Source organism: Streptosporangium sp. H13245, assembly GCF_055690525.1.
On sequence record NZ_JBSZKT010000044.1, the window covers coordinates 1 to 22,120 of the forward strand.

Genomic DNA, 22,120 nt, shown 5'->3' on the forward strand with positions numbered 1-22,120 from the left:
TCGTACGGCGGAAGCCGTGTTCGTACGGCGGAAGCCGTGTTCGTACGGCGGAAGCCGTGTTCGTACGGCGGAAGCCGTGTTCGTACGGCGGAAGCCGTGTTCGTACGGCGGCGAGGGCCGCGGAGACGGCCATGACGGCCGAGGCGGCCAGGAGCGGTTCCGGAGGGAACGTATGACGGACCTGCTGAAGGAGACGGGTGAGACGGGTGACGGGCGGGCGGACGCCGCGCTGGACGGGCTCGCCCGTCTCGGCGCCCTGCCCGTCTCCGCGCACGCGGACGTCTTCGAGGAGGTGTTCACCGGACTGGAGCAGGCGCTCGCCGCGGTGAACGGCGCATCGGGGCGGGAACCCGCCACGGCCGACGACACTCCGGCACACGGTCTCTCAGGACACGGGCACGCCCCGGAGCAGCGCCCGTGAGCCGACGGACACGCCTCGACAGTGAACTCGTCCGCCGGAAGCTGGCGCGGTCCCGGGAACAGGCGGCCCAGCTCATCGAGGCCGGCCGGGTCAGCATCGGCGGCCAGGTGGCCGCCAAGCCCGCGACCCAGGTCGACACGGCCTCGGCGATCGTGGTCGCGGAGGCGGCGGAGGGGCCCGACTACGTCTCGCGGGGCGCGCACAAGCTCCTCGGGGCGCTGGAGGCCTTCGGCCCCCTCGGTCTCACCGTCGAGGGACGCCGCTGCCTGGACGCGGGGGCCTCGACCGGGGGCTTCACCGACGTGCTGCTGCGCGCCGGAGCGGCCCACGTCCTGGCCGTCGACGTCGGATACGGCCAGCTCGCGTGGTCGCTGCGGACCGACGACAGGGTCACGGTCATGGAGCGGGTCAACGTCAGGGACCTGAAACCCGACATGGTCGGCGAGGCACCCACCCTGATCGTCGGTGACCTCTCCTTCATCTCCCTGCGCCTGGTGCTGCCGGCCCTCGCGCTGTGCGCCGCCGGGCGGGCCGACTTCGCGATGCTGGTCAAACCCCAGTTCGAGGTCGGCAGGGATCGGGTCGGCGCGGGAGGGGTCGTCCGCGACCCGGAACTTCGCGCCGGGGCCGTACGGGACGTGGCCGAGGCCGCGCGAACGCTGGGCCTGACCGTGCGGGGGGTCACCGCGAGCCCGCTGCCGGGCCCGTCAGGCAATGTCGAGTACGTCATCTGGCTGGGCAAGGGGGAGGGCGCTCCGCCGGTCCCCGATCTTGACGCGGAGATCGGGCGAGCGGTGGCGGAAGGCCCTCGGTAGGGTGCCCTCCGCCCTTACGCGCCCCTACGCCCTCGGCTCTCCGACTCCTGACAGGACGCCCTCCCTGCCGCCCGGTGCCCCAAGCGATCCAGCCCCCCCGGCCCCCGGTGCCCCGAGCGATCCAGCCCCCCCGGCCCCCGGTGCCCCGAGCGATCCGGACCCTCGGCCCCCGGTGCCCCGAGCGATCCGGACCCTCGGTCTCTCGGCACCCGGTGCCCCGAGCGCCCGCGGGGGCCGGGGAAAGTGGAGACTTGACATCCTTCCTTTCCCGAACCCTCCCCGAACTTTCCCCGAACCCTCCTCGGATCCCTCCCGTACCCCCGAACGAAGGGGGTCGGGGAGGATTCCCGGTCCACCGTCGGTCGCCCGCCAGGAGAAAGCCCTTGAGGTCCCACACCAGATCCACAGGCGTCTCACCTCTCCGCCGCCCCATCGGCGAGAGCGGCGAGAACGGCGAGAGCACCGCCGGTCACACTCGTGGCGGCGTGCTCCTCGCCGCCGGGCACGATCCCAGATCGCGCGGCACCGCGCCGCGTTCCCTCCCCCGCCCCGGGGCGAGGATCTCCACGCTCAAGGAGAGCCGATGACTGCCAGGCGCACCGTGCTGGTCACCGCGCACACCGGGCGGGTGGCGGCCGTCGACAGCGCCCGGATGGTGATCCAGCGGTTCGTGGACGCCGGGTTGACCGTACGCGTCCTCAAGGCCGAGGCCGACGAGATCGGCTGCGGGGGAGCCGAGGTGGTCCCCGCGGGTTCCGCGGCGGTCGACGCCGCCGAGATGATGATCGTGCTCGGCGGCGACGGCAGCCTCCTGCGGGCGGCCGAGCTCGCCCGCCCGGCGGGGGTGCCGCTGCTGGGGGTCAACCTCGGCCACGTGGGCTTCCTGGCCGAGGCGGAGGTGGAGGACCTGGCGGACGCGGTCGACAGCGTGGTGGACGGCCGCTACGACGTCGAGGAGCGGATGACCATCGAGGTCACCGCCCGCCTCAACGGCAAGCTGCTGGCCGACAGCTGGGCGCTGAACGAGGTCACCGTCGAGAAGAGCGAGCGGATGCTCGAGGTGGTCGCCGAGATCGACGGGCGCCCGCTGTCACGCTGGGGGTGCGACGGGGTGATCTGCGCCACACCGACCGGTTCGACCGCGTACGCCTTCTCCGCCGGGGGCCCGGTCGTGTGGCCCGAGGTGGAGGCGCTGCTGCTGGTCCCCATCAGCGCCCACGCCCTGTTCGCCCGGCCCCTGGTGGTCTCGCCCCGCTCCAAGCTGGCGCTGGAGGTCCAGACGGAGACGGCGGGCGCGGTGCTGTGGTGCGACGGCCGCCGCAGGTTCGACCTGCCCGCCGGGGCCAGGGTGGAGCTCAGGCGGGCCGAGCTGCCGGTACGGCTGGCGCGGCTGCACGGCCTGGAGGACACCGGGGCGCCGTTCACCGACAGGCTGGTCGCCAAGTTCGATCTCCCCGTACAGGGGTGGCGTGGCCGTGTGAGGCCCTGAGTTCGGCCGGGCGGGCGACGCCTCAAGCGCGTAGGATCGTGCCCGCGCACCGCACTGATGTTCGGTGAATTCGATGTGACGGGAGGGACCAGTGCGACCTAGAGTCGAGGAGGTCCGCATCCAGGGGCTTGGCGTGATCGATGAGGCCGTCCTGGTGCTGGCGCCGGGATTCACCGTGGTCACGGGCGAGACGGGCGCCGGTAAGACCATGGTGGTGACCGGTCTGGGGCTGCTGTTCGGCGGCCGTGCCGACCCCGCCCGTGTCCGCCCCGGCTCCGGCAAGACCACCATCGAGGGCACGCTGGTCGTCGACCCGGCGGGCCGGGTCGCCCAGCAGGTGCAGGACCTGGGCGGCGTGGTCGAGGACGGCGAGCTGATCATCTCGCGGACGGTCTCCGTCGAGGGGCGCAGCCGTGCCTGGCTGGGCGGCCGGACCGTCCCCGTCGGCACGCTCACCTACCTGGCCGAGGACCTGGTGGCCGTGCACGGCCAGATGGACCAGCAGCGGCTGCTGCAGCCGGGCCGCCAGCGGGCCGCCCTCGACCGCTACGCCGGTGAGGAGCTGGTCAAGCCGCTGCGCGCCTACGAGCAGGCCTACAAACGGCACAGGAAGACCGCGGAGCAGCTGGCCGAGCTGACCACCAGGGCCAGGGAGCGCGCCCAGGAGGCCGACCAGCTCAGGTTCGGGCTCGGCGAGATCGAGAAGGCCGACCCCAAGCCCGGCGAGGAGGTCGAGCTGCGTGAGGAAGAGGAGCGGCTCTCCCACGCCGACTCCCTCAGGGGCGCCGCGGAGACGGCGCACCGGGCGCTGCTCGGTGACCCGCTCTCCGGCGAGCAGGCCATGCCGGACGCCATCGCGCTGGTCGGCGAGGCCCGCGGCGCCGTCGAGGCGGTGCGCGACTTCGACCCCTCGCTCGCCGGGATCGCCGACCGGCTCGCGGAGGCGGGCTATCTGATCTCCGACGTCGCCACCGAGCTGGCCGCGTACGCCGAGTCGGTCGACGCCGACCCGGGGCGGCTCGCGGTCGTGCAGGAGCGGCGGTCGACGCTCATCCACATCATCCGCAGATACGGCCAGGACACCGCGGAGGTGCTCGCCTGGGCCGCGCGGGCCGCCGCCAGGGTGGCGGAGCTCGACGGCGACGACGACCGCATCGGCGAGCTCACCCGCGAGCACGAGGAGCTCACCGAGCGCCTCACCGAGCTGGCCGCCGAGCTGACCGGGGTCAGGACGGCGGCCGCGGAGCGGTTCGGGCAGGCGGTGACCGAGGAGCTCACCGCGCTGGCCATGCCGCACGCCAGGGTGGTGGTCACCATCGCCGCCGCCCCCGAGTTCGGCCCGCACGGCGTCGACGAGGTCGAGCTGCGCATGGCGCCGCACCCGGCCTCGCCGCTCCTGCCGCTGAACAAGGGCGCCTCGGGCGGTGAGCTGAGCCGGGTGATGCTCGCCATCGAGGTGGTGTTCGCCGGTGCCGACCCGGTCCCGACGTTCGTCTTCGACGAGGTCGACGCGGGCGTGGGCGGCAAGGCCGCGGTGGAGATCGGCCGCAGGCTGGCGCGGCTGGCCCGCACCTCCCAGGTGATCGTCGTCACCCACCTCCCGCAGGTCGCCGCCTTCGCCGACCAGCACCTCGTCGTGGAGAAGGCCGACGACGGGAGCGTGGTGCGCAGCGGCGTGATCGCCCTCGACAAGGACGGCAGGGCACGGGAGCTCTCCCGGATGCTCGCCGGGCTCGAGGACTCCGAGCTGGGCCGCGCGCACGCGGAGGAGCTCCTCTCGATCGCCGCCGCCGACAAGGCCTGACCGGAGATGGGCCGGACAGGCCGGACAAAGGAGTACGTGGGGGATTGAAGGACTGATTCTCGTGTTTCGGGGGAGTGGGTGCCGGGGGCATCGGGTGACGTATCTAACACGCTGCGGACTGTTTGGCTCGCCCGGTCGTTCCCTCTGGCAGGATGGGCGTGATGAAGGTGCCGATTGACGGGCTTCAAGACAGGCTCACGAGGTACCTCCGCCGCAGGAAGGTCACAGACCTTCCCGGGGTGACGGCAGTGGCGAGAATCGATCGGCGGACCAAGAGGCTGACCAAGCGCCTCAGGGTCGGGGAAATCGCGATTATCGATCACGTTGACGTTGACCGGGTGAGCGCGGAGGCCCTTGTCGCGTGCGGCGCGGCGGGTGTCGTCAACATCGCCTCCGGCATCAGCGGCCGCTACCCCAACCTGGGCCCGCAGATCATCGTCGACGCCGGGGTGCCGTTCATCGACAACGCCACCCCCGAGCTGTTCGAGCGGATCAAGGACGGCGACCTGGTCAGGCTGCACGACGGCGTCATCTACCTCGACGACGAGACGGTCGGCAAGGGCGACGTGCAGACGGCCGAGTCCGTCGAGGCCGCGATGAGCGAGGCGCGGGCCGGGCTGACGGTGCAGATCGAGGCGTTCGCGGCCAACACCATGGAGTACGTCCGCCGCGAGCGAGACCTCCTCATCGACGGGATCGGCGTTCCCGACGTCCGGACCGTCATGGAGGGCAGGCACGTCCTCATCGTGGTGCGCGGTTACCACTACAAGGAGGACATCGCCGCCCTCCGCCCCTACATCCGCGAATACCGCCCGATCATGATCGGGGTGGACGGCGGCGCCGACGCGCTGCTGGAGGCCGGATACATGCCCGACATCATCGTCGGGGACTTCGACTCGGTCTCCACCAAGGCGCTCACCACCGGCGCCGAGCTGGTCGTGCACGCCTACCGCGACGGCAGGGCGCCGGGGCTGGAGCGGGTCCAGCAGCTGGGCCGCACCGCGGTGATCTTCCCGGCGATCGGCACCAGCGAGGACATCGCCATGCTGCTCGCCGACGACAAGGGCGCCGACCTCATCGTCGCCGTCGGCACCCACGCGACCCTGGTGGAGTTCCTCGACAAGGGCCGCTCCGGTATGGCCAGCACCTTCCTCACCCGCCTGCGGGTGGGCAGCAAACTCGTCGACGCGAAAGGCGTCAGCCGGCTCTACCGCAGCCGGATCTCCACATCGTCCCTGCTCCTGCTCGTCGCCACCACGCTGATCACCATGGGAGTGGCGATCGTCGTCTCCCCGGTGGGCAAGATCTGGCTGGACAGCGTCCGCGACGTCTGGAGCGGCTTCATCTTCTGGCTGGTCGGACTCTTCTCGTGATCGATTTCCGCTATCACCTCGTCTCCATCGTCGCGATCTTCCTCGCGCTGTCGGTCGGCATCGTGCTCGGCACCACCCTGCTCGAAGACCCCGTCATCAAGGCGAGCGAGTCGCTGGCCAACCAGCTCCGCGAGGGCAACACCGAGCTCCGCGACCAGGTGGACGCCCTGCAGAAGCGCGAGGCCGCCAACGACGCCTTCGTGGTCGGCGACACCTCCCGGCTGGTCCAGGACGCGCTCGCCGGCAAGAGCATCGTGATCGTCGAGGCCCCGGGCAGCACGGCGGGCGTACGCGAGGCGGCGCAGCAGGTGATCGAGGAGGCCGGGGGGAGCGTGACCGGCCGGATCACCCTCGCCGAGCGGTACACCGATCCCGCCCAGGCGGGCTTCGTCGACAAGCTCGCCGTCGGGGCCAAGGCCGCCGAGACCGTCTTCTCCGTCGAGGACACGGCGTACGACAAGGCGGCGGAGGTGCTCGCGGGCGCGATCCTGACCAGTGACTCCAGCCAGGTGGGCAAGGAGCACCCGGCGGGGACCGGCATCCTCGACGCCTTCCAGCGCGGCGGCCTGCTCACCATCACCGGCGAGCCCGCCAAGCGCGCGGAGGTGGCGCTGATGATCGCCCCGGCGGAGGCGTACACCGGGGAGACCGCGGGCGAGCAGGCGGGCGCGCTCGTGACGCTGGCGCTCGGCCTCGACGACGCGGGCCAGGGCACCGTGCTGGCCGGTACGCAGACCTCCGCCGCTCCCGGCGGGGTCGTCGCCGCGCTCCGCGAGGACGCGGCCGTCACGGAGAAGGTCTCCAGCGTCGACACCGCCGATATGCCCTCGGGGCGGGTCGTGGTGGTCTACGCTCTCCGAGAGCAACTCACCGGGCTGGCCGGCCAGTACGGCATCGGCTCCGGTGTCTCCGGCATCGAGCCCAGCGCGACGCCGACCCCCACGGCCACCACCACGGCCGCCACGGCCACCTCCGGAGGATGACCCGATGGCTCGTCGCGCTTTTCCCCGTGCCCTCGCGGGTGCCCTCGCCGGAGCGTTCCTCGGCGCGGTCGCCGCGCGTGCCGCGTACGCCGCCTTCACCCGCAGGCCCCCGGTCGGCGATTCGGAGACCTGGGCCCGCACGAACCACCGGGGCGAGCCGATCACCCTGCTCGAGGGCCCGGCGTTCGTCGCCGGTGCCGGTGCCGCCGCGGCCGTGGTCCCCGGGCTGCCCGGCGGCGTCCGCGTGGCGGCGTTGCTGGCGGTGGCGGGCGGCGGCGGGCTCGGAGCCTACGACGACCTGTACGGCGCGACCTCGTCCAAGGGGTTCAGGGGGCACCTGAGCGCCCTGGCCAAGGGTGAGGTCACCAGCGGGGCCGTGAAGATCCTCGGCATCGGCGCGACCGGCCTGGCCGCCGCGGCCGTGACCTCCCGCGACCCCTTCGACGTGGCCGTCAACGGCGTGCTGATCGCCGGGAGCGCCAACCTGGCCAACCTCTTCGACCTGCGGCCGGGGCGGGCCGTCAAGGTGGGCCTGCTCGCCGGTGCGCCCCTGCTCGCCGCGGGGCTGCTCGGGGACGACCCGGTCCAGGCCACCCTGGTCGCGCTCCCGATGGGGGCCGCCGCCGCGCTGCTGCCCGAGGACCTCGGCGAGCGGGCGATGCTCGGCGACGCGGGGGCCAACGCGCTGGGCGCGCTGCTCGGCCTGGCCGCCTCCGTCACCCTGGGCCGTCCCGGCCGCCTGGTCGTGCTCGGCACCGTGGTCGCGCTGACCGCGGCCTCCGAGAAGGTCAGCTTCACCAAGGTGATCGCGGGCAACCCCCTCCTGCACCGCGTCGACATGCTGGGACGTCGCCCTGTGGAGCAGGCCCCCGCCCCCCGATGAGCACGAGGATCGCACGAGGGGTCGCGGGAGCGGCACTCCTCATCGGAGTCGTGACCGTCCTGGCCAGGCTCGTCGGTTTCGGCCGCTATCTCGTCCAGTCGCAGAGCGTCGGCAACAGCTGCCTGGGCACCGCCTACAACACCGCCAACTACGTGCCCAACATCGTCTTCGAGCTGGTGGCGGGCGGCGTACTGGCCGGGATGGTGGTGCCGGTGCTGGCCTCGGCGGCCTCCAGGTCCGACGACGACCCCGAGGCCAGGGCGGAGGTGAGCAGGACCACCTCGGCGCTGCTCACCTGGGCGATGCTCGTCCTGGTGCCGCTGACGCTGCTCATCGTCGCGTTCGCCGGGCCGATCGTCGCGCTGCTCGTGGGCGACCCGGCCCCGTGCGACCTGGCCGGTGTCGTCGAGGCCGGTACCGGCATGCTCGTCGTCTTCGCCCCTCGGATGATCTTCTTCGGCCTGGCCGTGGTGCTGTACGGGGTGCTCCAGGCCCACCGGCGGTTCATGGGCCCGGCCCTGGCGCCGCTGGTCTCCAGCCTGCTGATCGTCGCCTCCAACCTGCTGTTCGAGGCGGTCAACGAGGAGGCCGCCGGGGACCTGTCGGCTCTCAGCGACGCCGGGCAGCTGTCGCTCTCCCTCGGCGCGACCGTCGCCGCCGCCGCGATGGTGCTCACCGTCGTCGGCCCGGTGGCCAGGCTGCGGCTGCGGCTGCGGCCCGCGCTGTCGTTCCCGCCGGGCGTCGCGGCCACGGCGCGGAGGCTCGCCACCGCGGGTCTCGCCGTGCTGGTCGCGCAGCAGGTCGCGCTGATCGTCGTCATCCGCCTGGCCAACAACCTGGGCGGCGGGGGCGCGATCGCCGCCTACACCTACGCCTGGGCGCTGTACCAGCTGCCGTACGCGGTGCTCGTGATGCCGATCGCCACCAGCTCGTTCCCGGTGCTGTCCACCCGGGCGGGCGATGGGGACGCCCCGGGGTTCGACGCCCTGGCCGCCTCCACCACCCGGGCGGTGCTCCTGGTGACGGGGCTCGCGGCCGGGGTGATGGCGGCGGTCGCCGTACCGGTGTCGAGGGTGTTCCTCGACGGGACGGAGGGCGGCGATCCCGCCGAGATGGCCGGGGGCGTCGCGCTGTTCGCGCCGGGCCTGGTCGGGTACGCGCTCATGCTGCATCTCGCCCGCGTCCTGTACGCCTGCGGGCGGGGCCGGTCGGCGGCCGCCGCCTCGGTGACCGGATGGGCCGTCGCGCTGGTGGCCCAGATCGTGTTCGCCCACACGGCGGGGGATCCGGCCGAGGTGGTCGGGCGGCTGGCGCTGGGCAGCACCGTCGGCATGACCGTCGGCGGGCTGCTCCTCACCGTCGCGGTGCTCCGCGCCAGGGGGGTTGCCGCGCTGGCGGGGATGCCGCGTACCCTCCTGGCGACCCTGGCCGGCGGCGCCGCGGCCTGGGGGGCGGGCCTGGTCCTGGTCGGCGGCTTCGGCGAGGTGGCCACGTGGGCGTCCGTGGCGGTCGGGCTGGCCGCCGGTGTGGCCGGGGTGGCCGTGTTCGCGGCCGTGGCGCTGGTGATCGACAGGAAGGACGCCCAGGCGCTGCTCGCGAGGCTCCGCCGGGGGGCCGTGAGAGAGGAGAGCCGTTCCGATGGCTGACCAGGGCAGGCGTGTGGCACTCGTGCTGGGGACGAGCGCGGGAGGAGTCGGCCGGCACGTGGCCATGCTGGCCGGGGGGCTGGTGCGCGGCGGCCACCGGGTGGTCGTGGCGGGCCCGCCGAGCACGGAGCGGGCCTTCGGCTTCACCGCCCTCGGCGCCCGCTTCGCGCCCGTGCCGATCTCCGACCGGCCGCGCCCGGCCGACGACCTGCGGGCGGTCCTGGCGCTTCGGGCGCTGCGCGGGGCGCACGCCGTGCACGCCCACGGGCTGCGGGCCGGGGCGCTGGCGGCGATCGCGCTGGCCGGGACCGGGACCGGCCTGGTGGTGACCCTGCACAACGCCGCCACCGCGGGCGGCGCCATCGGTGCCGTCTACGGCCTCCTGGAACGGATCGTGGCCCGCCGCGCCGACCGGATCCTGGTCGTCTCCCCCGACCTGGGAGAGCGGATGACCCGCCTGGGGGCCGGACACGTCGAGGCCGCCGTCGTCCCCGCGCCCCCGCTGCCCCCTTCGGGACGCGACCCCGGCGACGTACGGCGGGAGCTCGGCACGGGTGACCGGGTGATCTTCCTGACGGTCGCGAGACTCGCCCAGCAGAAGGGGCTGGAGACCCTGCTCGACGTCGCGAAGGCCCTGCGGGGGGTTGGGCGGGGGATCCATGGGGACGCGGCGCCCGCACCGGACCACCTGGCGAAGCCTGTACGCGGTGAGACCGTGCCGGATCTGGTGGAGCTCGTGCGCGGTGGGATCGTGCCGGACGTGGCGGAGCCCGTACACGGTGAGACTGTGCCGGAGCCCGTGCGTGGCCGGGGGCCGGGGGAGCGGGCGCCCGGGGTCGTGTTCCTGGTGGCGGGGGAGGGGCCGCTGCGGGGGGAGCTGCAGGGGCGGATCGACCGGGAGGACCTGCCGGTGCGGCTGCTGGGCAACCGTACCGACGTGGGGGACCTGCTCGGGGTGGCCAGGGCGCTGGTGCTGCCGAGCCGCTGGGAAGGGCAGCCTCTCACCGTGCAGGAGGCCCTGCGGGCGGGCACCGCGGTCGTCGCCACCGCCGTGGGGGGTGTCCCGGCGATGGTGGGCGAGGCCGGGCTGCTGGTGCCGTACGGGGACGTCGCCGCGATGCGCGACGCGGTCGCGAGGGTGCTCACCGACGACGACCTCGCCGGAGAGCTGGCCGAGGCCGCCGCCCGGCGGGGCCGTGAGCTGCCGGGCGAGCCGGAGGCGCTTGAGGCGGTACTCACCGTCTACGCGGGCCTCCCCGGCTGAATCTGTGTCGGCCCTCCGAGGGGGGCTCGCGGGCCGCATCGGGCCTTCTCCCGGAGGGTGGAGGGATTCGCGGCTTATGCCGTATTCCTCCTGAAAGCCGGAGAGGGCGTCCTCGCGGCCCTCCGGGGAGCCCGGAAGGCGGGAAGGGGCCGGTCACGGGCGATCTTGGGGCCGGGGGGAACAGGCTGAGCCGTCGCGAGGTTGGATTAGGCGACACCATGCCGGACACCTATACTGGCGTGGTTAGGGGGGGAGTATCCCTTCGTGGCAGTCTCGTCATCACGGTGTTGCCTCGCTCCACGAGGCCCCCGGGGCTGTCGGTCCGCATTGTCGATCCGCTTCACCTCGACATGTCTCACGCGGGCGGGAGAGACCTCCGGCAGTCAGTCGTGCGCGCCGCCGGAGGTTTATCAGTTGTGAATGTTCCTGTCTGGGCATGGTTCGCCGTCATCGGCGGACTCCTCGTCATCCTCGCCTTCGACCTGTGGATAGTCGACAGGGGCGAGCCCCGGGAGTTCTCCCTCAAGCAGGCCGGGTTCTGGGTCGGCTTCTACGTCACGCTGGCGGTGATCTTCGGCATCGTGCTGTTGATCTTCGCGGGCCCCACCCCCGGGGGCCAGTTCTTCGCCGGGTATCTCACCGAGTACAGCCTGAGCATCGACAACCTCTTCGTTTTCTACATCATCATGACCCGCTTCGCGGTGCCGAAGATGTACCAGCACAAGGTGCTCCTGATCGGCATCCTGATGGCGCTGGTCATGCGCGGCATCTTCATCGCGATCGGCGCCGCGGCCCTGGCCAACTTCGGCTGGCTGTTCTACGTCTTCGGCCTGTTCCTGATCTACACCGCGGTGCAGCTCGTCCGCCAGTTCGGCCAGGAGGAGTCGGTCGACGAGAACGCGGTGCTGCGCTGGGCCCGGCGGGTGCTGCCGCACACCGACGACTACGTGGGCTCCAAGATCATCGTAAAGGTCGACGGCAAGCGCCTGGTCACCCCGCTGCTGATCGTCATGATCGCCATCGGTACCACCGACCTGCTGTTCGCGCTCGACTCGATCCCGGCGATCTTCGGCCTCACCACCGACGCCTTCATCGTCTTCACCGCGAACGCGTTCGCCCTCATGGGCCTGCGCCAGCTTTACTTCCTGCTGGGCGGCCTGCTCCAGCGACTGGTCTACCTCAGCTACGGTCTTGCGTTCATCCTCGGTTTCATCGGGGTTAAGCTGATCCTTGAGGCGCTGCACTCCAGCGGTGTCTCCTGGGCTCCCCAGGTGCCGATCTGGTTGTCGTTGTCGGTCATCGTCGTCACGATGGTCGTCACCACCGTGGTCAGCCTGATCAAGGCCCGGCGTGACGTTCGCTCGGGCAAGGAAAACACCACCCCGGCGAGTGTCGAGCAGGGCTAGCGAATCGGCGTGTGAGGCGCTTTGCTTGTCTCATTGCGCCTTATAAGGGCTAAGAGATGGGTAACATCCTGCCCCAGAGCGGGTAGACATACCGGTCTAATGCCGCAAGACATCACAAAGGTTCCCTGTGTCCCACGATTCAGCAAGCCACATGCCAGGTCCACTGGGCCTGGCACGTGGCGTCTCCCCGTGGTTGCTCCCGACCGTGGCCGCCGCCGCCGTGACCTCCCTGCTCAGCCGCCGTGACCGGCGCTGGGCACTGGCGGCGGTCCCGCTGACCGCGCTCACCGGTGGGATGCTCTGGTTCTTCCGCGACCCAGATCGCACTCCGGGCACCGGGCGGATCCTGTCGCCCGCGGACGGCGTGGTGCAGAGCATCGACCCCTGGCCGGACGGCCGCACCCGGGTCGCGATCTTCATGAGCCCGCTCGACGTGCACGTCAACCGGGCGCCGCTCGCCGGTACGGTCACCTCGATGGAGCACGTGTCCGGGGGATACCTTCCCGCGTTCAACAAGGACAGCGACACCAACGAGCGGGTCGTCTGGCACCTGGACACCGCTCTCGGCGACATCGAGATGGTCCAGATCGCCGGCGCGGTCGCGCGCCGTATCGTGCCCTACGTGGCCGAGGGGGCGAAGGTGGCGAAGGCGGAGCGGATCGGCCTGATCAGGCTCGGCTCGCGGGTCGACGTCTATCTTCCCGAGGGAGTCGCCCCGGCCGTCTCCGTGGGCCAGAAGACGGTCGCGGGGGTGACGAGTCTTGACCACGGCTGACGCGAGCTGGCCGATGGACGAGACGGACGACGAGCCACGAGGACCCGTGGGCAAGGCGTTCCGCCTGTCGGCCGCGGACTCCCTCTCCCTCGGCAACGCCCTCTGCGGCTTCCTCGCGGTCTGCGTGCTCGCCTGGTCGGCCATCAGCGCGCTGCAGGAGGACAAGCCCTTCGCGGCCGACCCCCGGTTCTTCGGCACCGCCGTGGTGCTCCTGCTGATCGGCGCCACCTGCGACCTGTTCGACGGCCTGGTGGCCAGGAAGTTCCGCGCCTCGGCCATGGGCGCCGAGCTGGACAACCTCGCCGACGTGATCAGCTTCGGCTTCGCGCCCGCCTTCATGGTGGTCATCTGGGCTGGTTTCAATCAGCAGATCCCCTTTCTGCTGGTGATGGCCGCGGCGTCGTCGATGCTGCTGGCCGGGGTCGTCCGGCTCGCGCGCTTCGCCTGCGTGAAGACCAAGAGCGGCGACTTCATGGGGCTGCCCATCCCGATGGGCGCGATGACCGTGGTCTCGGTCGTGCTGCTGTTCCCCCCGTCGATCTGGACGATCCTGCCCGTCTTCGGGGTGGCGTACCTCATGGTGAGCCGGATCGAGTACCCCAAGCCCAAGGGCAACCTGGCCGCCGCCGTGCTCGCCTGGATGATGATCAACGTCGCCTGCCTGACCATCTGGGTCGCGGGCCTGGCCGGTGGCGACACGCTGATCAAGGTCGGGGCGGTCATGCAGATGACGATCGTGGCGGCCATTCCGCTGCGGGTCCTGATGTTCAAGCGGGAGAAGCGCAAGGAGCAGCGCAAGGCGTCCGCCGGGGTCGGCTGAGGCCGGTTCGCCCCGGGTGCCCCGGCCGGTCTCCGGGCGGGGCGAGGGGGGCGATTGGTCGCGGATATGCCATGCCGGGACCCGTTCTCGCCGTGGAACGCCCCGATAATGCCCCGATCGGCTTCCCCTGCCCGGCGCGGCTGCGTTCAATTGCCTCATGGCAACCGAGCCGCATGAGCACACGCGTACCTACTTTCTCGGCATCCTCGCCCGCGAGCTGGAGCTGAGAGGGATGAATGTGACGCTCAGGCGGAGCCCGCCGTCGCTGCGGGTCACCGATCCCGAGGCCGCGATGTTCAACGAGACCCTCGACTGCGTCCCGATGGCCGAGGGCTGGTTCTATCGCTGGTCCTGGGGCGATCTGGTCGAACGGGTGGAGGATCCGGCCAAGGCCGCGGATCGGATCCTCCGGGTCTTCGGCGGCTGACGGCCGCTTTCCCGTTTTCCCCCGCCGCGGGCGGGGGCCGATCGCCCCGCGGGGTCTACCAGCCGCGTTCGCGCCACTCGGGCAGCGAGGGGCGCTCGGCGCCGAGCGTGGTGTCCTTGCCGTGGCCCGGATAGACCCAGGTGTCGTCCGGCAGCCGGTCGAAGATCCGTTCCGACACGTCGGCGAAGAGCCGGGCGAACCGCTCGGGATCCTTGTTGGTGTTGCCGACGCCGCCGGGGAAGAGCGAGTCGCCGGTGAACAGGTGGCCGGGGTGGTACAGGGCGATCGAGCCGGGGGTGTGCCCGCGCAGGTGGATCACCTCCAGGCCGACCGCGCCGACGGTGACGACGTCGCCGTCCTCCACCTCCAGGTCCACCGGCACCGGCAGCGCCCCCGCGTCGAGCGGGTGGGCGATCACCGAGGCGCCGGTCGCCCCGGCGACCTCCGCCAGGGCCTGCCAGTGGTCGCCGTGCTGGTGGGTGGTGACGATCTTGCTGATCGGCCGGTCGCCGATCAGCTCCAGCAGCCGTTCGGGCTCGGCGGCGGCGTCGACGAGGACGCCGTCGCCGGTCTGGGCGCACCGGATCAGGTAGGCGTTGTTGTCGAACGGGCCGACGGCCAGCTTGGCGATCGTCAGGCCGGGCAGCTCGCGCAGGTCGGCGGGGCCGCCGACCCGTACATCACCGGTGTACGTCACGGATTCTCCTCTTCTCCTCGGGCGGGGACGCGGGAGGGGCACGCGCCCCGCCCTCGTCACTCTCATCATTCCGCCCGGCGGGCGGGACGGGGCATAAGGGGGGTGTTCACATCGTTGAAACCGTGGGTCACCTGCCAGGTCTGGGCGAAGGCCGTAGTCTGGAGGGGGCGGGAAAAGGACCCCCGGACGCCGGTCCGGAAAATTGTCGGCCCCTCTCGCTAGTCTTCCCGCGACTGCTTCCAACCCTCTACCAACGACGTCGGGACTGCTGTGGCTGACCGCCTCATCGTGCGTGGTGCACGTGAACACAACCTCAAGGACGTCTCGCTGGACCTCCCGCGAGACTCTCTGATCGTCTTCACCGGGCTGTCCGGCTCGGGCAAGTCGAGCCTGGCCTTCGACACGATCTTCGCCGAAGGCCAGCGCCGCTACGTCGAATCGCTGTCGGCGTACGCGCGGCAGTTCCTCGGGCAGATGGACAAGCCCGACGTCGACTTCATCGAGGGGCTCTCGCCCGCGGTGTCGATCGACCAGAAGTCGACGAGCCGCAACCCCCGTTCCACCGTCGGCACGATCACCGAGGTCTACGACTACCTGCGCCTGCTCTGGGCGCGCATCGGCAAGCCGCACTGCCCGCAGTGCGGGCGGGCGATCGCCAGGCAGAGTCCCGAGCAGATCGTCGACCGGGTCATGGAGCTGGAGGAGGGCACCCGGTTCCAGGTGCTCGCCCCGGTGGTCCGCGGCCGCAAGGGCGAGTACGCCGAGCTGTTCAGCCAGCTCCAGGCCAAGGGCTTCGCCCGCGCCCGCGTCGACGGCACCGTGGTCCGGCTGGACGAGCCGCCGACGCTGAAGAAGCAGGAAAAGCACGACATCGAGGTGATCGTCGACCGCCTGGCCGTGAAGGAGGGCGCGGGCAGCCGCCTGACCGGCTCGGTGGAGACCGCCCTGGGTCTGTCGGGCGGGACGATCACCCTGGAGTTCGTCGACCTGCCCGAGGACGACCCCAACCGCGAGCGCTTCTACTCGGAGCACCTCTACTGCCCCTACGACGACCTGTCGTTCGAGGAGCTGGAGCCCCGCTCGTTCTCGTTCAACTCGCCCTTCGGCGCCTGTCCCGAGTGCACGGGCCTGGGTGTCCGCATGGAGGTCGACCCCGACCTGATCGTGCCCGACCCGGAGAGGCCGCTGGGTGAGGGCGCGCTCTCCCCGTGGGCCGGGGGCCACACCAGCGACTACTTCGTACGCCTGGTCGAGGCGCTCGGCCTGGCGATGGGGTTCGGTCTCGACACCCCGTGGGAGCGCCTCCCCAAGAAGGCGCAGAAGGCCCTGCTGTACGGCCACGACGAGCAGGTCCACGTCCGCTACAGCAACCGCTACGGCCGCGAGCGCTCCTACTACACCACCTTCGAGGGGGTCATCCCCTGGGTGCAGCGCCGCCACGGCGAGTCCGACAGCGACGGCATGCGCGAGAAGTACGAAGGCTACATGCGGGAGATCCCGTGCCCGGCCTGCGAGGGGGCGAGGCTCAAGCCGGTCTCGCTCGCCGTCACGGTCGACGACCGCTCGATCGCCGACGTCTCGTCGATGTCGATCGGCGACTGCGCGACGTTCCTGGCGGGGCTGAAGCTGTCCGACCGCGACATGCAGATCGCCGAGCGGGTGGTCAAGGAGATCAACGCCCGGATGGGCTTCCTGCTCGACGTCGGCCTCGACTACCTGACCATGGACCGGGCCTCCGGCACCCTCGCCGGTGGCGAGGCGCAGCGCATCCGGCTCGCCACCCAGATCGGCTCGGGCCTGGTCGGGGTGCTGTACGTCCTGGACGAGCCCTCCATCGGCCTGCACCAGCGTGACAACCAGCGGCTGCTGGAGACCCTGATCAGGCTGCGTGACATGGGCAACACGCTCATCGTGGTCGAGCACGACGAGGACACCATCGCCGCCGCCGACTGGGTGGTCGACATCGGCCCGGGGGCGGGGGAGCACGGCGGCCAGGTCGTCGTCTCCGGCACCGTGGCCGACCTGCTGGCCTCGGAAGACTCGATGACCGGCGCCTACCTGTCGGGCCGCAAGTCGATCGCGATCCCCGCCGCCCGCCGCAAGCGCGACAAGAAGCGGCAGATCACCGTGAAGGGCGCCCGCGAGCACAACCTCAAGGGCGTCGACGTGGAGTTCCCCCTGGGGCTGCTGACCGCGGTCACCGGGGTCTCGGGGTCGGGCAAGTCCACCCTGGTCAACGACATCCTCTACAACGCGCTGGCCAAGGAGCTGAACGGCGCGCGCACCGTCCCCGGGCGCCACGCGCGGGTCAACGGGATGGACCTGGTCGACAAGGTCGTGCACGTCGACCAGTCGGCGATCGGCCGCACCCCCCGGTCCAACCCGGCGACCTACACCGGTGTCTTCGACAAGGTCCGCGACCTGTTCGCGCAGACCACCGAGGCCAAGGTCCGGGGTTACCAGAAGGGCCGGTTCAGCTTCAACGTCAAGGGCGGCCGGTGCGAGGCCTGCTCGGGAGACGGCACCCTCAAGATCGAGATGAACTTCCTGCCGGACGTCTACGTGCCCTGCGAGGTCTGTCACGGGGCGCGCTACAACCGGGAGACCCTGGAGGTCCACTACAAGGGCAAGACGATCTCCGAGGTGCTCGACATGCCGATCGAGGAGGCCCTGGGCTTCTTCGACTCCATCCCGGCCATCAAGCGCTACCTGAAGACGCTCAACGACGTCGGCCTGGGGTACGTCAGGCTCGGCCAGCCCGCCACGACCCTGTCCGGCGGCGAGGCCCAGCGCGTCAAGCTCGCCTCCGAGCTGCAGCGCCGCTCCACCGGCCGGACGATCTACGTGCTCGACGAGCCCACCACCGGTCTGCACTTCGAGGACATCCGCAGGCTGCTCGGCGTCCTGGGCAAGCTGGTCGACGGGGGCAACACGGTCATCGTCATCGAGCACAACCTCGACGTGATCAAGACCGCCGACTGGCTGATCGACATGGGCCCCGAGGGCGGCTCCCGGGGCGGCAGCGTGCTCGCCGTCGGCACGCCCGAGGAGGTCGCCCTGGTCGACGAGAGCCACACCGGCCGTTTCCTGCGCAAGATCCTCGGCAGCTGAAGGCCGGATTCGGGACCGGGCGCCCCCGTCAATACCCTTGACGCGGGAGCCCGGTTCCGACGGGGACGACATTGCGAGAAGGGCCGCGATGAGCACGCAGGAGACCTTCGCCATGCCCGCGCGCAGGCAGGTGATCGCCGCCGCGGGGGCCGTGGCGTGCGGGACGGCGCTGGCGGGGTGCGGCGGCGGGGAGTCCGCCGCGGCCGTCGTGCCGCCGGGGATCAAGGGAAAGGTCATCGCGCGGACCGCCGACATCCCGGTGGGCGGCGGCAAGGTGATCACCAAGTGGAAGATCGTGATCACCCAGCCGGCCTCGGGGGTGTTCAGGGCGTTCTCGGCGAGCTGCCCGCACCGGGGGTGCGCGGTCGGCAGGATCGGGGACGGCGTCATCCGCTGCCCCTGTCACGGCAGCGAGTTCGCCGCCGACTCGGGGAAGTGCCTCAAGGGCCCGGCGGAGGCGCCGCTGGCCCAGTACGCCCTGAGGGTCGAGGGCGACGGGATCATCGTGGTCTGACGGTTCGCGCCGCCCTCTCCTCCGGGGCGGCGCAGATCCGGAGCCCCAGGTTGGGGGTTTCTCCGGATGGTCCGGAAAGAGGGCCGAAGGCGTAATTCTTCACAGTCTCCTGACGCGATGTACGGCATGCTGAACCGTCATCGGGGTGCCAGCCGTACCTGAAGATGATGATTCTGGAGGATATACATGACTGAGACGACGCGTCGTACGGTGATATTGAGCGCCGGTGGGGCCGGGATGGCCGCGGTGCTGACCGCGTGCGCGGGCTACGGGGAGCCGGCGGCGGAGGGCGGCGGGGACACCTCCTCGACCGCCTCCTCGCAGGCGCCGGAGGCGGCCGAGACGAGCGCGGGCGCCGACTCGGGCGGCTCCGGGGCGAACGCCCTGGCCAAGACCGCGGACATCCCCGAGGGGGGCGGCAAGGTCTTCAAGGACGAGAAGATCGTGATCGTCCAGCCGGCCGCGGGCGAGTTCAAGGCGTTCAGCTCCATCTGCACCCACCAGGGGTGCGACGTCGACAAGATCGCGGACGGCACCATCGACTGCCCCTGTCACGGCAGCAAGTTCAAGATCACCGATGGTTCCGTGGCGAACGGCCCGGCCACCAAGCCGCTGGAGGAGAAGGCGATCAAGGTGGACGGCGACTCCATCGTCCTCGCCTGAACCCGGCCGCGAGCCCGCCGCCGGGAGAGACGCCCCGGCGGGGGGCCGCGGGAAATCCCGGCCGCCCGGCGAAGCGACCCGTCCCGGCCGCGTGGGGCGCGGAGTCCCGTCGCCTCCCGGCCGCGTGCCGTACGAATCCCCGTCGCGGGCCGGGCGGAAAACCGTAAGGAAAGCTGTCGGTCCGGGCCGATAGGCTTTCTGTGTGGCGAGATCTGTGGGTGGTCCGGCGAGTTTCCGGCCGAAGCCGGGGTCCATCCCCGAGTCCCCAGGCGTCTACCGGTTCAAGGACGCCGAGGCCCGGGTCATCTATGTCGGCAAGGCCAAGAGCCTGCGTCAGCGGCTCAACTCCTACTTCGCCGACTTCGCGGGCCTGCACCCGCGCACCCAGACCATGCTCACGACCGCCGTCGACGTCGACTGGACGGTCGTCGGCACCGAGGTCGAGGCGCTCCAGCTCGAATACTCCTGGATCAAGGAGTACGACCCGCGGTTCAACGTCAAATACCGCGACGACAAGTCCTATCCCTACCTCGCGGTCACCATGGGGGAGGAGTTCCCCAGGATCCAGGTGCTGCGCGGCGCCAAGCGCAAGGGCACCCGCTACTTCGGCCCCTACTCCCACGCCTGGGCGATCAGGGAGACCGTCGACCTGCTGCTGCGGGTCTTCCCGATCAGGAGCTGCTCGGGCGGGGTGTTCAGGCGGGCCGCGCAGATCGGCCGCCCCTGCCTGCTGGGTTACATCGACAAGTGCTCGGCCCCCTGCGTCGGCCGGGTCACCGCCGAGGAGCACCGGGAGCTGGCCGACGACTTCTGCGAGTTCATGGCGGGCAACACCGGCCGGTTCGTCAGGCGGCTGGAGCGCGAGATGCGCGAGGCCGCCGTCGCGCAGGAGTACGAGCGGGCCGCCAGGCTGCGCGACGACATCCAGGCGTTGCAGCGGGCGATGGAGAAGCAGGCCGTGGTCCTCGGCGACAACACCGACTGCGACGTGGTCGCCCTGGCGGAGGATCCGCTGGAGGCCGCTGTCCAGGTGTTCTACGTCCGGAGCGGGCGCATCAGGGGCCAGCGCGGCTGGGTGGTCGACAAGGTCGAGGAGGCCACGCCGGGCCAGCTGGTCGAGCAGTTCCTCCTGCAGATGTACGGCGACGCGGCCGCCGAGGCGCTGCCCAGGGAGGTGCTGGTGCCCGTCCTGCCCCCCGACGCCGAGGCGGTCACCGAGCTGCTCGGCGAGCAGCGCAAGGCGCGGGTGGAGATCAGGGTTCCCCAGCGCGGCGACAAGAGGTCGCTGATGGAGACCGTCGAGCGCAACGCCGTCGAGTCCCTCAAGCAGCACAAGCTGAGACGGGCCGGCGACCTGACCGCGCGGAGCAGGGCGCTGCAGGAGGTCGCCGACGCCCTCGACCTCGACCAGGTGCCGCTGCGCATCGAGTGCTACGACGTCTCCCACATCCAGGGCACCGACGTGGTGGCCTCCATGGTGGTGTTCGAGGACGGCCTGGCCCGCAAGAGCGAGTACCGCAGGTTCTCCGTGCGCTCCACCGAGGGCGACGTCGCCTCCATCTACGAGGTGATCTCCCGCCGGTTCAAGCGCTACCTGGAGGAGCGCTCGGCCACCGGCGAGCTCGACACCGAGGCCGGGGAGGCCGAGGAGGGGCTGCGGACGCCGGGCATCGACCCCGAGACCGGCAAACCGCGCAAGTTCGCCTATCCGCCCAACCTGGTGGTCGTCGACGGTGGTCCCGCGCAGGCCGCGGCGGCCCGCAGGGCGCTCGACGAGCTGGGCGTGGACGACGTGGCGGTGTGCGGCCTGGCCAAGCGGCTGGAGGAGGTCTGGCTGCCCGGCGAGGACCTGCCGGTGATCCTCGCCCGCTCCAGCGAGGCCCTTTACCTTCTTCAGCGGGTGCGCGACGAGGCTCACCGCTTCGCCATCACCTACCATCGAGCCAAGCGGTCGAAGAGCGTGAAGGAAAGCGCTCTGGACGAGGTCCCCGGTCTCGGCCCGGCCCGCAGGCAGGCGTTGATCAAGCATTTCGGATCGGTGAAACGGCTGCGTGAGGCGACCGCGGCGCAGATCTGCGAGGTTCCCGGGATCGGCCCCTCGACGGCCGAGACGATCGTGTCGGCCTTGAAGGGGCAGAACCCATGAGCGAAAGAGAGCCCGCGTTCGTCCTCGTCACCGGAATGTCGGGGGCGGGGCGGAGCACCGCCGCCAAGGCCCTGGAGGACCTGGGGTGGTTCGTCATCGACAACCTGCCACCCGGGTTGCTGTTCGCCATGGCAGAGGAGGCGGGCCGGGTCAAGCTGGCCGCCGACAAGGTGGCCGCGGTGGTCGACGTGCGCAGCCTGGCCTTCACCAGCGACCTCAACAGCGCGATCGAGGAGCTGGAGGGGCGCGGCGTCGCCGTGCGCGTGGTGTTCCTGGAGGCCAGCGACGAGGAGCTGGTCCGCAGGTTCGAGAACGTCCGCCGCCCGCACCCCCTGCAGAGCGACGGCCGCCTGGTCGACGGGATCGCCCGCGAGCGCGGCATCCTGCGCGAGGTCAGGGCGAACGCCGATCTGGTGATCGACACCTCCAACCTCAACGTCCACGAGCTCCGCGGGAAGATCGTCGCCTTCTTCGGCGGCGAGGACCGCCCCGGCCTGCGGGTCAACGTCGTCTCCTTCGGCTACAAGTACGGCCTGCCCGTCGACGCGGACCTGGTCGTCGACTGCCGGTTCCTGCCCAACCCCCACTGGGTCCCCGAACTCCGCCCCATGAACGGACTGGACACTCCCGTACGGGAGTACGTTCTCAACCAAGCGGGTGCGAAGGAGCTCCTCGACGCCTACGAGGAGGTTTTCAGCATCATCGCCTCCGGCTACACCCGCGAGGGCAAGAGCTACGCCACGCTCGCCGTCGGCTGCACCGGCGGCAAGCATCGCAGCGTCGCCATGGCCGAGCAGATCGGTGGTCGGCTTCGCGATAGGGGTGGCATGGAGGTGCAGGTGAGCCATCGGGATGTGGGCCGGGAGTGAATGAAGGTCTCAAG

The 22,120-nt window shown here is 71.2% G+C and carries 19 protein-coding genes; 18 read left to right on the plus strand and 1 reads right to left on the minus strand.

Going from position 1 to position 22,120, the window contains the following annotated elements; all coding sequences use genetic code 11:
* Nucleotides 1-172 precede the first annotated feature (172 nt).
* The 13 genes from ACW9TB_RS35035 (at nt 173) to ACW9TB_RS35095 (ending at nt 14,106) form a co-directional block, all read left to right on the plus strand.
* Nucleotides 173-421: a hypothetical protein gene (locus ACW9TB_RS35035; protein ID WP_472752408.1), complete on the plus strand. Its 249-nt coding sequence runs from the start codon at nt 173-175 to the stop codon at nt 419-421.
* A complete protein-coding gene (locus tag ACW9TB_RS35040) occupies nt 418-1,236 on the plus strand; it encodes a TlyA family RNA methyltransferase (protein ID WP_472752409.1) in 819 nt (272 codons plus the stop codon). The genes ACW9TB_RS35035 and ACW9TB_RS35040 overlap by 4 nt, the downstream gene beginning before the upstream one ends.
* Before the next feature lie 583 nt (nt 1,237-1,819).
* Nucleotides 1,820-2,725, plus strand: a complete 906-nt coding sequence (locus ACW9TB_RS35045) for an NAD kinase (protein ID WP_472752410.1) — start codon at nt 1,820-1,822, stop codon at nt 2,723-2,725.
* 91 nt (nt 2,726-2,816) lie between these two features.
* Nucleotides 2,817-4,529: a DNA repair protein RecN gene (gene recN, locus ACW9TB_RS35050; RefSeq protein WP_472752411.1), complete on the plus strand. Its 1,713-nt coding sequence runs from the start codon at nt 2,817-2,819 to the stop codon at nt 4,527-4,529.
* 161 nt (nt 4,530-4,690) lie between these two features.
* Entirely contained in the window at nt 4,691-5,902 is a 1,212-nt protein-coding gene (gene steA / locus ACW9TB_RS35055) for a putative cytokinetic ring protein SteA (protein ID WP_472752412.1), read from the plus strand.
* Nucleotides 5,899-6,885, plus strand: a complete 987-nt coding sequence (locus tag ACW9TB_RS35060; protein ID WP_472752413.1) for a copper transporter — start codon at nt 5,899-5,901, stop codon at nt 6,883-6,885. The genes steA and ACW9TB_RS35060 overlap by 4 nt, the downstream gene beginning before the upstream one ends.
* Before the next feature lie 4 nt (nt 6,886-6,889).
* The gene (locus ACW9TB_RS35065; RefSeq protein ID WP_472752414.1) at nt 6,890-7,768 is read left to right on the plus strand and encodes a hypothetical protein; all 879 of its coding nucleotides are present in this window, start codon (nt 6,890-6,892) and stop codon (nt 7,766-7,768) included.
* Nucleotides 7,765-9,414, plus strand: a complete 1,650-nt coding sequence (gene murJ / locus ACW9TB_RS35070) for a murein biosynthesis integral membrane protein MurJ (protein WP_472752415.1) — start codon at nt 7,765-7,767, stop codon at nt 9,412-9,414. The genes ACW9TB_RS35065 and murJ overlap by 4 nt, the downstream gene beginning before the upstream one ends.
* Complete coding sequence (locus ACW9TB_RS35075) at nt 9,407-10,678, plus strand: glycosyltransferase family 4 protein (protein ID WP_472752416.1); 1,272 nt, start codon at nt 9,407-9,409, stop codon at nt 10,676-10,678. Before murJ ends, ACW9TB_RS35075 begins: the two co-directional genes overlap by 8 nt.
* 416 nt (nt 10,679-11,094) lie before the next feature.
* Nucleotides 11,095-12,084, plus strand: coding sequence for a TerC family protein (locus ACW9TB_RS35080; protein WP_472752417.1), 990 nt, complete (start codon nt 11,095-11,097; stop codon nt 12,082-12,084).
* A 127-nt stretch (nt 12,085-12,211) separates the two neighbouring features.
* Nucleotides 12,212-12,859, plus strand: coding sequence for a phosphatidylserine decarboxylase (locus ACW9TB_RS35085; RefSeq protein ID WP_472752418.1), 648 nt, complete (start codon nt 12,212-12,214; stop codon nt 12,857-12,859).
* The gene (gene pssA / locus ACW9TB_RS35090; RefSeq protein ID WP_472752419.1) at nt 12,846-13,679 is read left to right on the plus strand and encodes a CDP-diacylglycerol--serine O-phosphatidyltransferase; all 834 of its coding nucleotides are present in this window, start codon (nt 12,846-12,848) and stop codon (nt 13,677-13,679) included. The genes ACW9TB_RS35085 and pssA overlap by 14 nt, the downstream gene beginning before the upstream one ends.
* Before the next feature lie 157 nt (nt 13,680-13,836).
* Entirely contained in the window at nt 13,837-14,106 is a 270-nt protein-coding gene (locus ACW9TB_RS35095) for a hypothetical protein (protein ID WP_472752420.1), read from the plus strand.
* A 55-nt stretch (nt 14,107-14,161) separates the two neighbouring features.
* On the opposite strand, the gene ACW9TB_RS35100 is transcribed toward ACW9TB_RS35095, so the two are convergent.
* Entirely contained in the window at nt 14,162-14,803 is a 642-nt protein-coding gene (locus ACW9TB_RS35100; RefSeq protein WP_472752421.1) for an MBL fold metallo-hydrolase, read from the minus strand.
* A gap of 270 nt (nt 14,804-15,073) precedes the next feature.
* Between ACW9TB_RS35100 and uvrA the strand changes: the two genes are divergently transcribed.
* From uvrA to rapZ, 5 genes are all read left to right on the plus strand, one after another.
* The gene (gene uvrA / locus ACW9TB_RS35105) at nt 15,074-17,914 is read left to right on the plus strand and encodes an excinuclease ABC subunit UvrA (protein WP_472752422.1); all 2,841 of its coding nucleotides are present in this window, start codon (nt 15,074-15,076) and stop codon (nt 17,912-17,914) included.
* An 88-nt stretch (nt 17,915-18,002) separates the two neighbouring features.
* Nucleotides 18,003-18,428 carry a Rieske (2Fe-2S) protein gene (locus ACW9TB_RS35110; protein ID WP_472752423.1) on the plus strand — a complete coding sequence of 142 codons (426 nt, stop codon included), beginning with the start codon at nt 18,003-18,005 and terminating at the stop codon, nt 18,426-18,428.
* Between the two features lie 186 nt (nt 18,429-18,614).
* Nucleotides 18,615-19,091 carry a Rieske (2Fe-2S) protein gene (locus tag ACW9TB_RS35115; RefSeq protein WP_472752424.1) on the plus strand — a complete coding sequence of 159 codons (477 nt, stop codon included), beginning with the start codon at nt 18,615-18,617 and terminating at the stop codon, nt 19,089-19,091.
* 214 nt (nt 19,092-19,305) lie between these two features.
* Nucleotides 19,306-21,237 carry an excinuclease ABC subunit UvrC gene (gene uvrC, locus ACW9TB_RS35120; protein ID WP_472752456.1) on the plus strand — a complete coding sequence of 644 codons (1,932 nt, stop codon included), beginning with the start codon at nt 19,306-19,308 and terminating at the stop codon, nt 21,235-21,237.
* Nucleotides 21,234-22,106 carry an RNase adapter RapZ gene (gene rapZ / locus ACW9TB_RS35125; protein ID WP_472752425.1) on the plus strand — a complete coding sequence of 291 codons (873 nt, stop codon included), beginning with the start codon at nt 21,234-21,236 and terminating at the stop codon, nt 22,104-22,106. Before uvrC ends, rapZ begins: the two co-directional genes overlap by 4 nt.
* The last annotated feature ends 14 nt before the right edge of the window (nt 22,107-22,120 follow it).

Excerpts from the sequence above, each read along its gene's own strand:
- ACW9TB_RS35075 (WP_472752416.1), top strand. The coding sequence starts at position 9,407 with ATGGCTGACCAGGGCAGGCGTGTGGCACTCGTGCTGGGGACGAGCGCG.
- rapZ (WP_472752425.1), top strand. The coding sequence starts at position 21,234 with ATGAGCGAAAGAGAGCCCGCGTTCGTCCTCGTCACCGGAATGTCGGGG.
- ACW9TB_RS35065 (WP_472752414.1), top strand. The coding sequence starts at position 6,890 with ATGGCTCGTCGCGCTTTTCCCCGTGCCCTCGCGGGTGCCCTCGCCGGA.
- murJ (WP_472752415.1), top strand. The coding sequence starts at position 7,765 with ATGAGCACGAGGATCGCACGAGGGGTCGCGGGAGCGGCACTCCTCATC.
- ACW9TB_RS35095 (WP_472752420.1), top strand. The coding sequence starts at position 13,837 with ATGGCAACCGAGCCGCATGAGCACACGCGTACCTACTTTCTCGGCATC.
- ACW9TB_RS35045 (WP_472752410.1), top strand. The coding sequence starts at position 1,820 with ATGACTGCCAGGCGCACCGTGCTGGTCACCGCGCACACCGGGCGGGTG.
- ACW9TB_RS35110 (WP_472752423.1), top strand. The coding sequence starts at position 18,003 with ATGAGCACGCAGGAGACCTTCGCCATGCCCGCGCGCAGGCAGGTGATC.
- steA (WP_472752412.1), top strand. The coding sequence starts at position 4,691 with ATGAAGGTGCCGATTGACGGGCTTCAAGACAGGCTCACGAGGTACCTC.
- ACW9TB_RS35035 (WP_472752408.1), top strand. The coding sequence starts at position 173 with ATGACGGACCTGCTGAAGGAGACGGGTGAGACGGGTGACGGGCGGGCG.
- ACW9TB_RS35115 (WP_472752424.1), top strand. The coding sequence starts at position 18,615 with ATGACTGAGACGACGCGTCGTACGGTGATATTGAGCGCCGGTGGGGCC.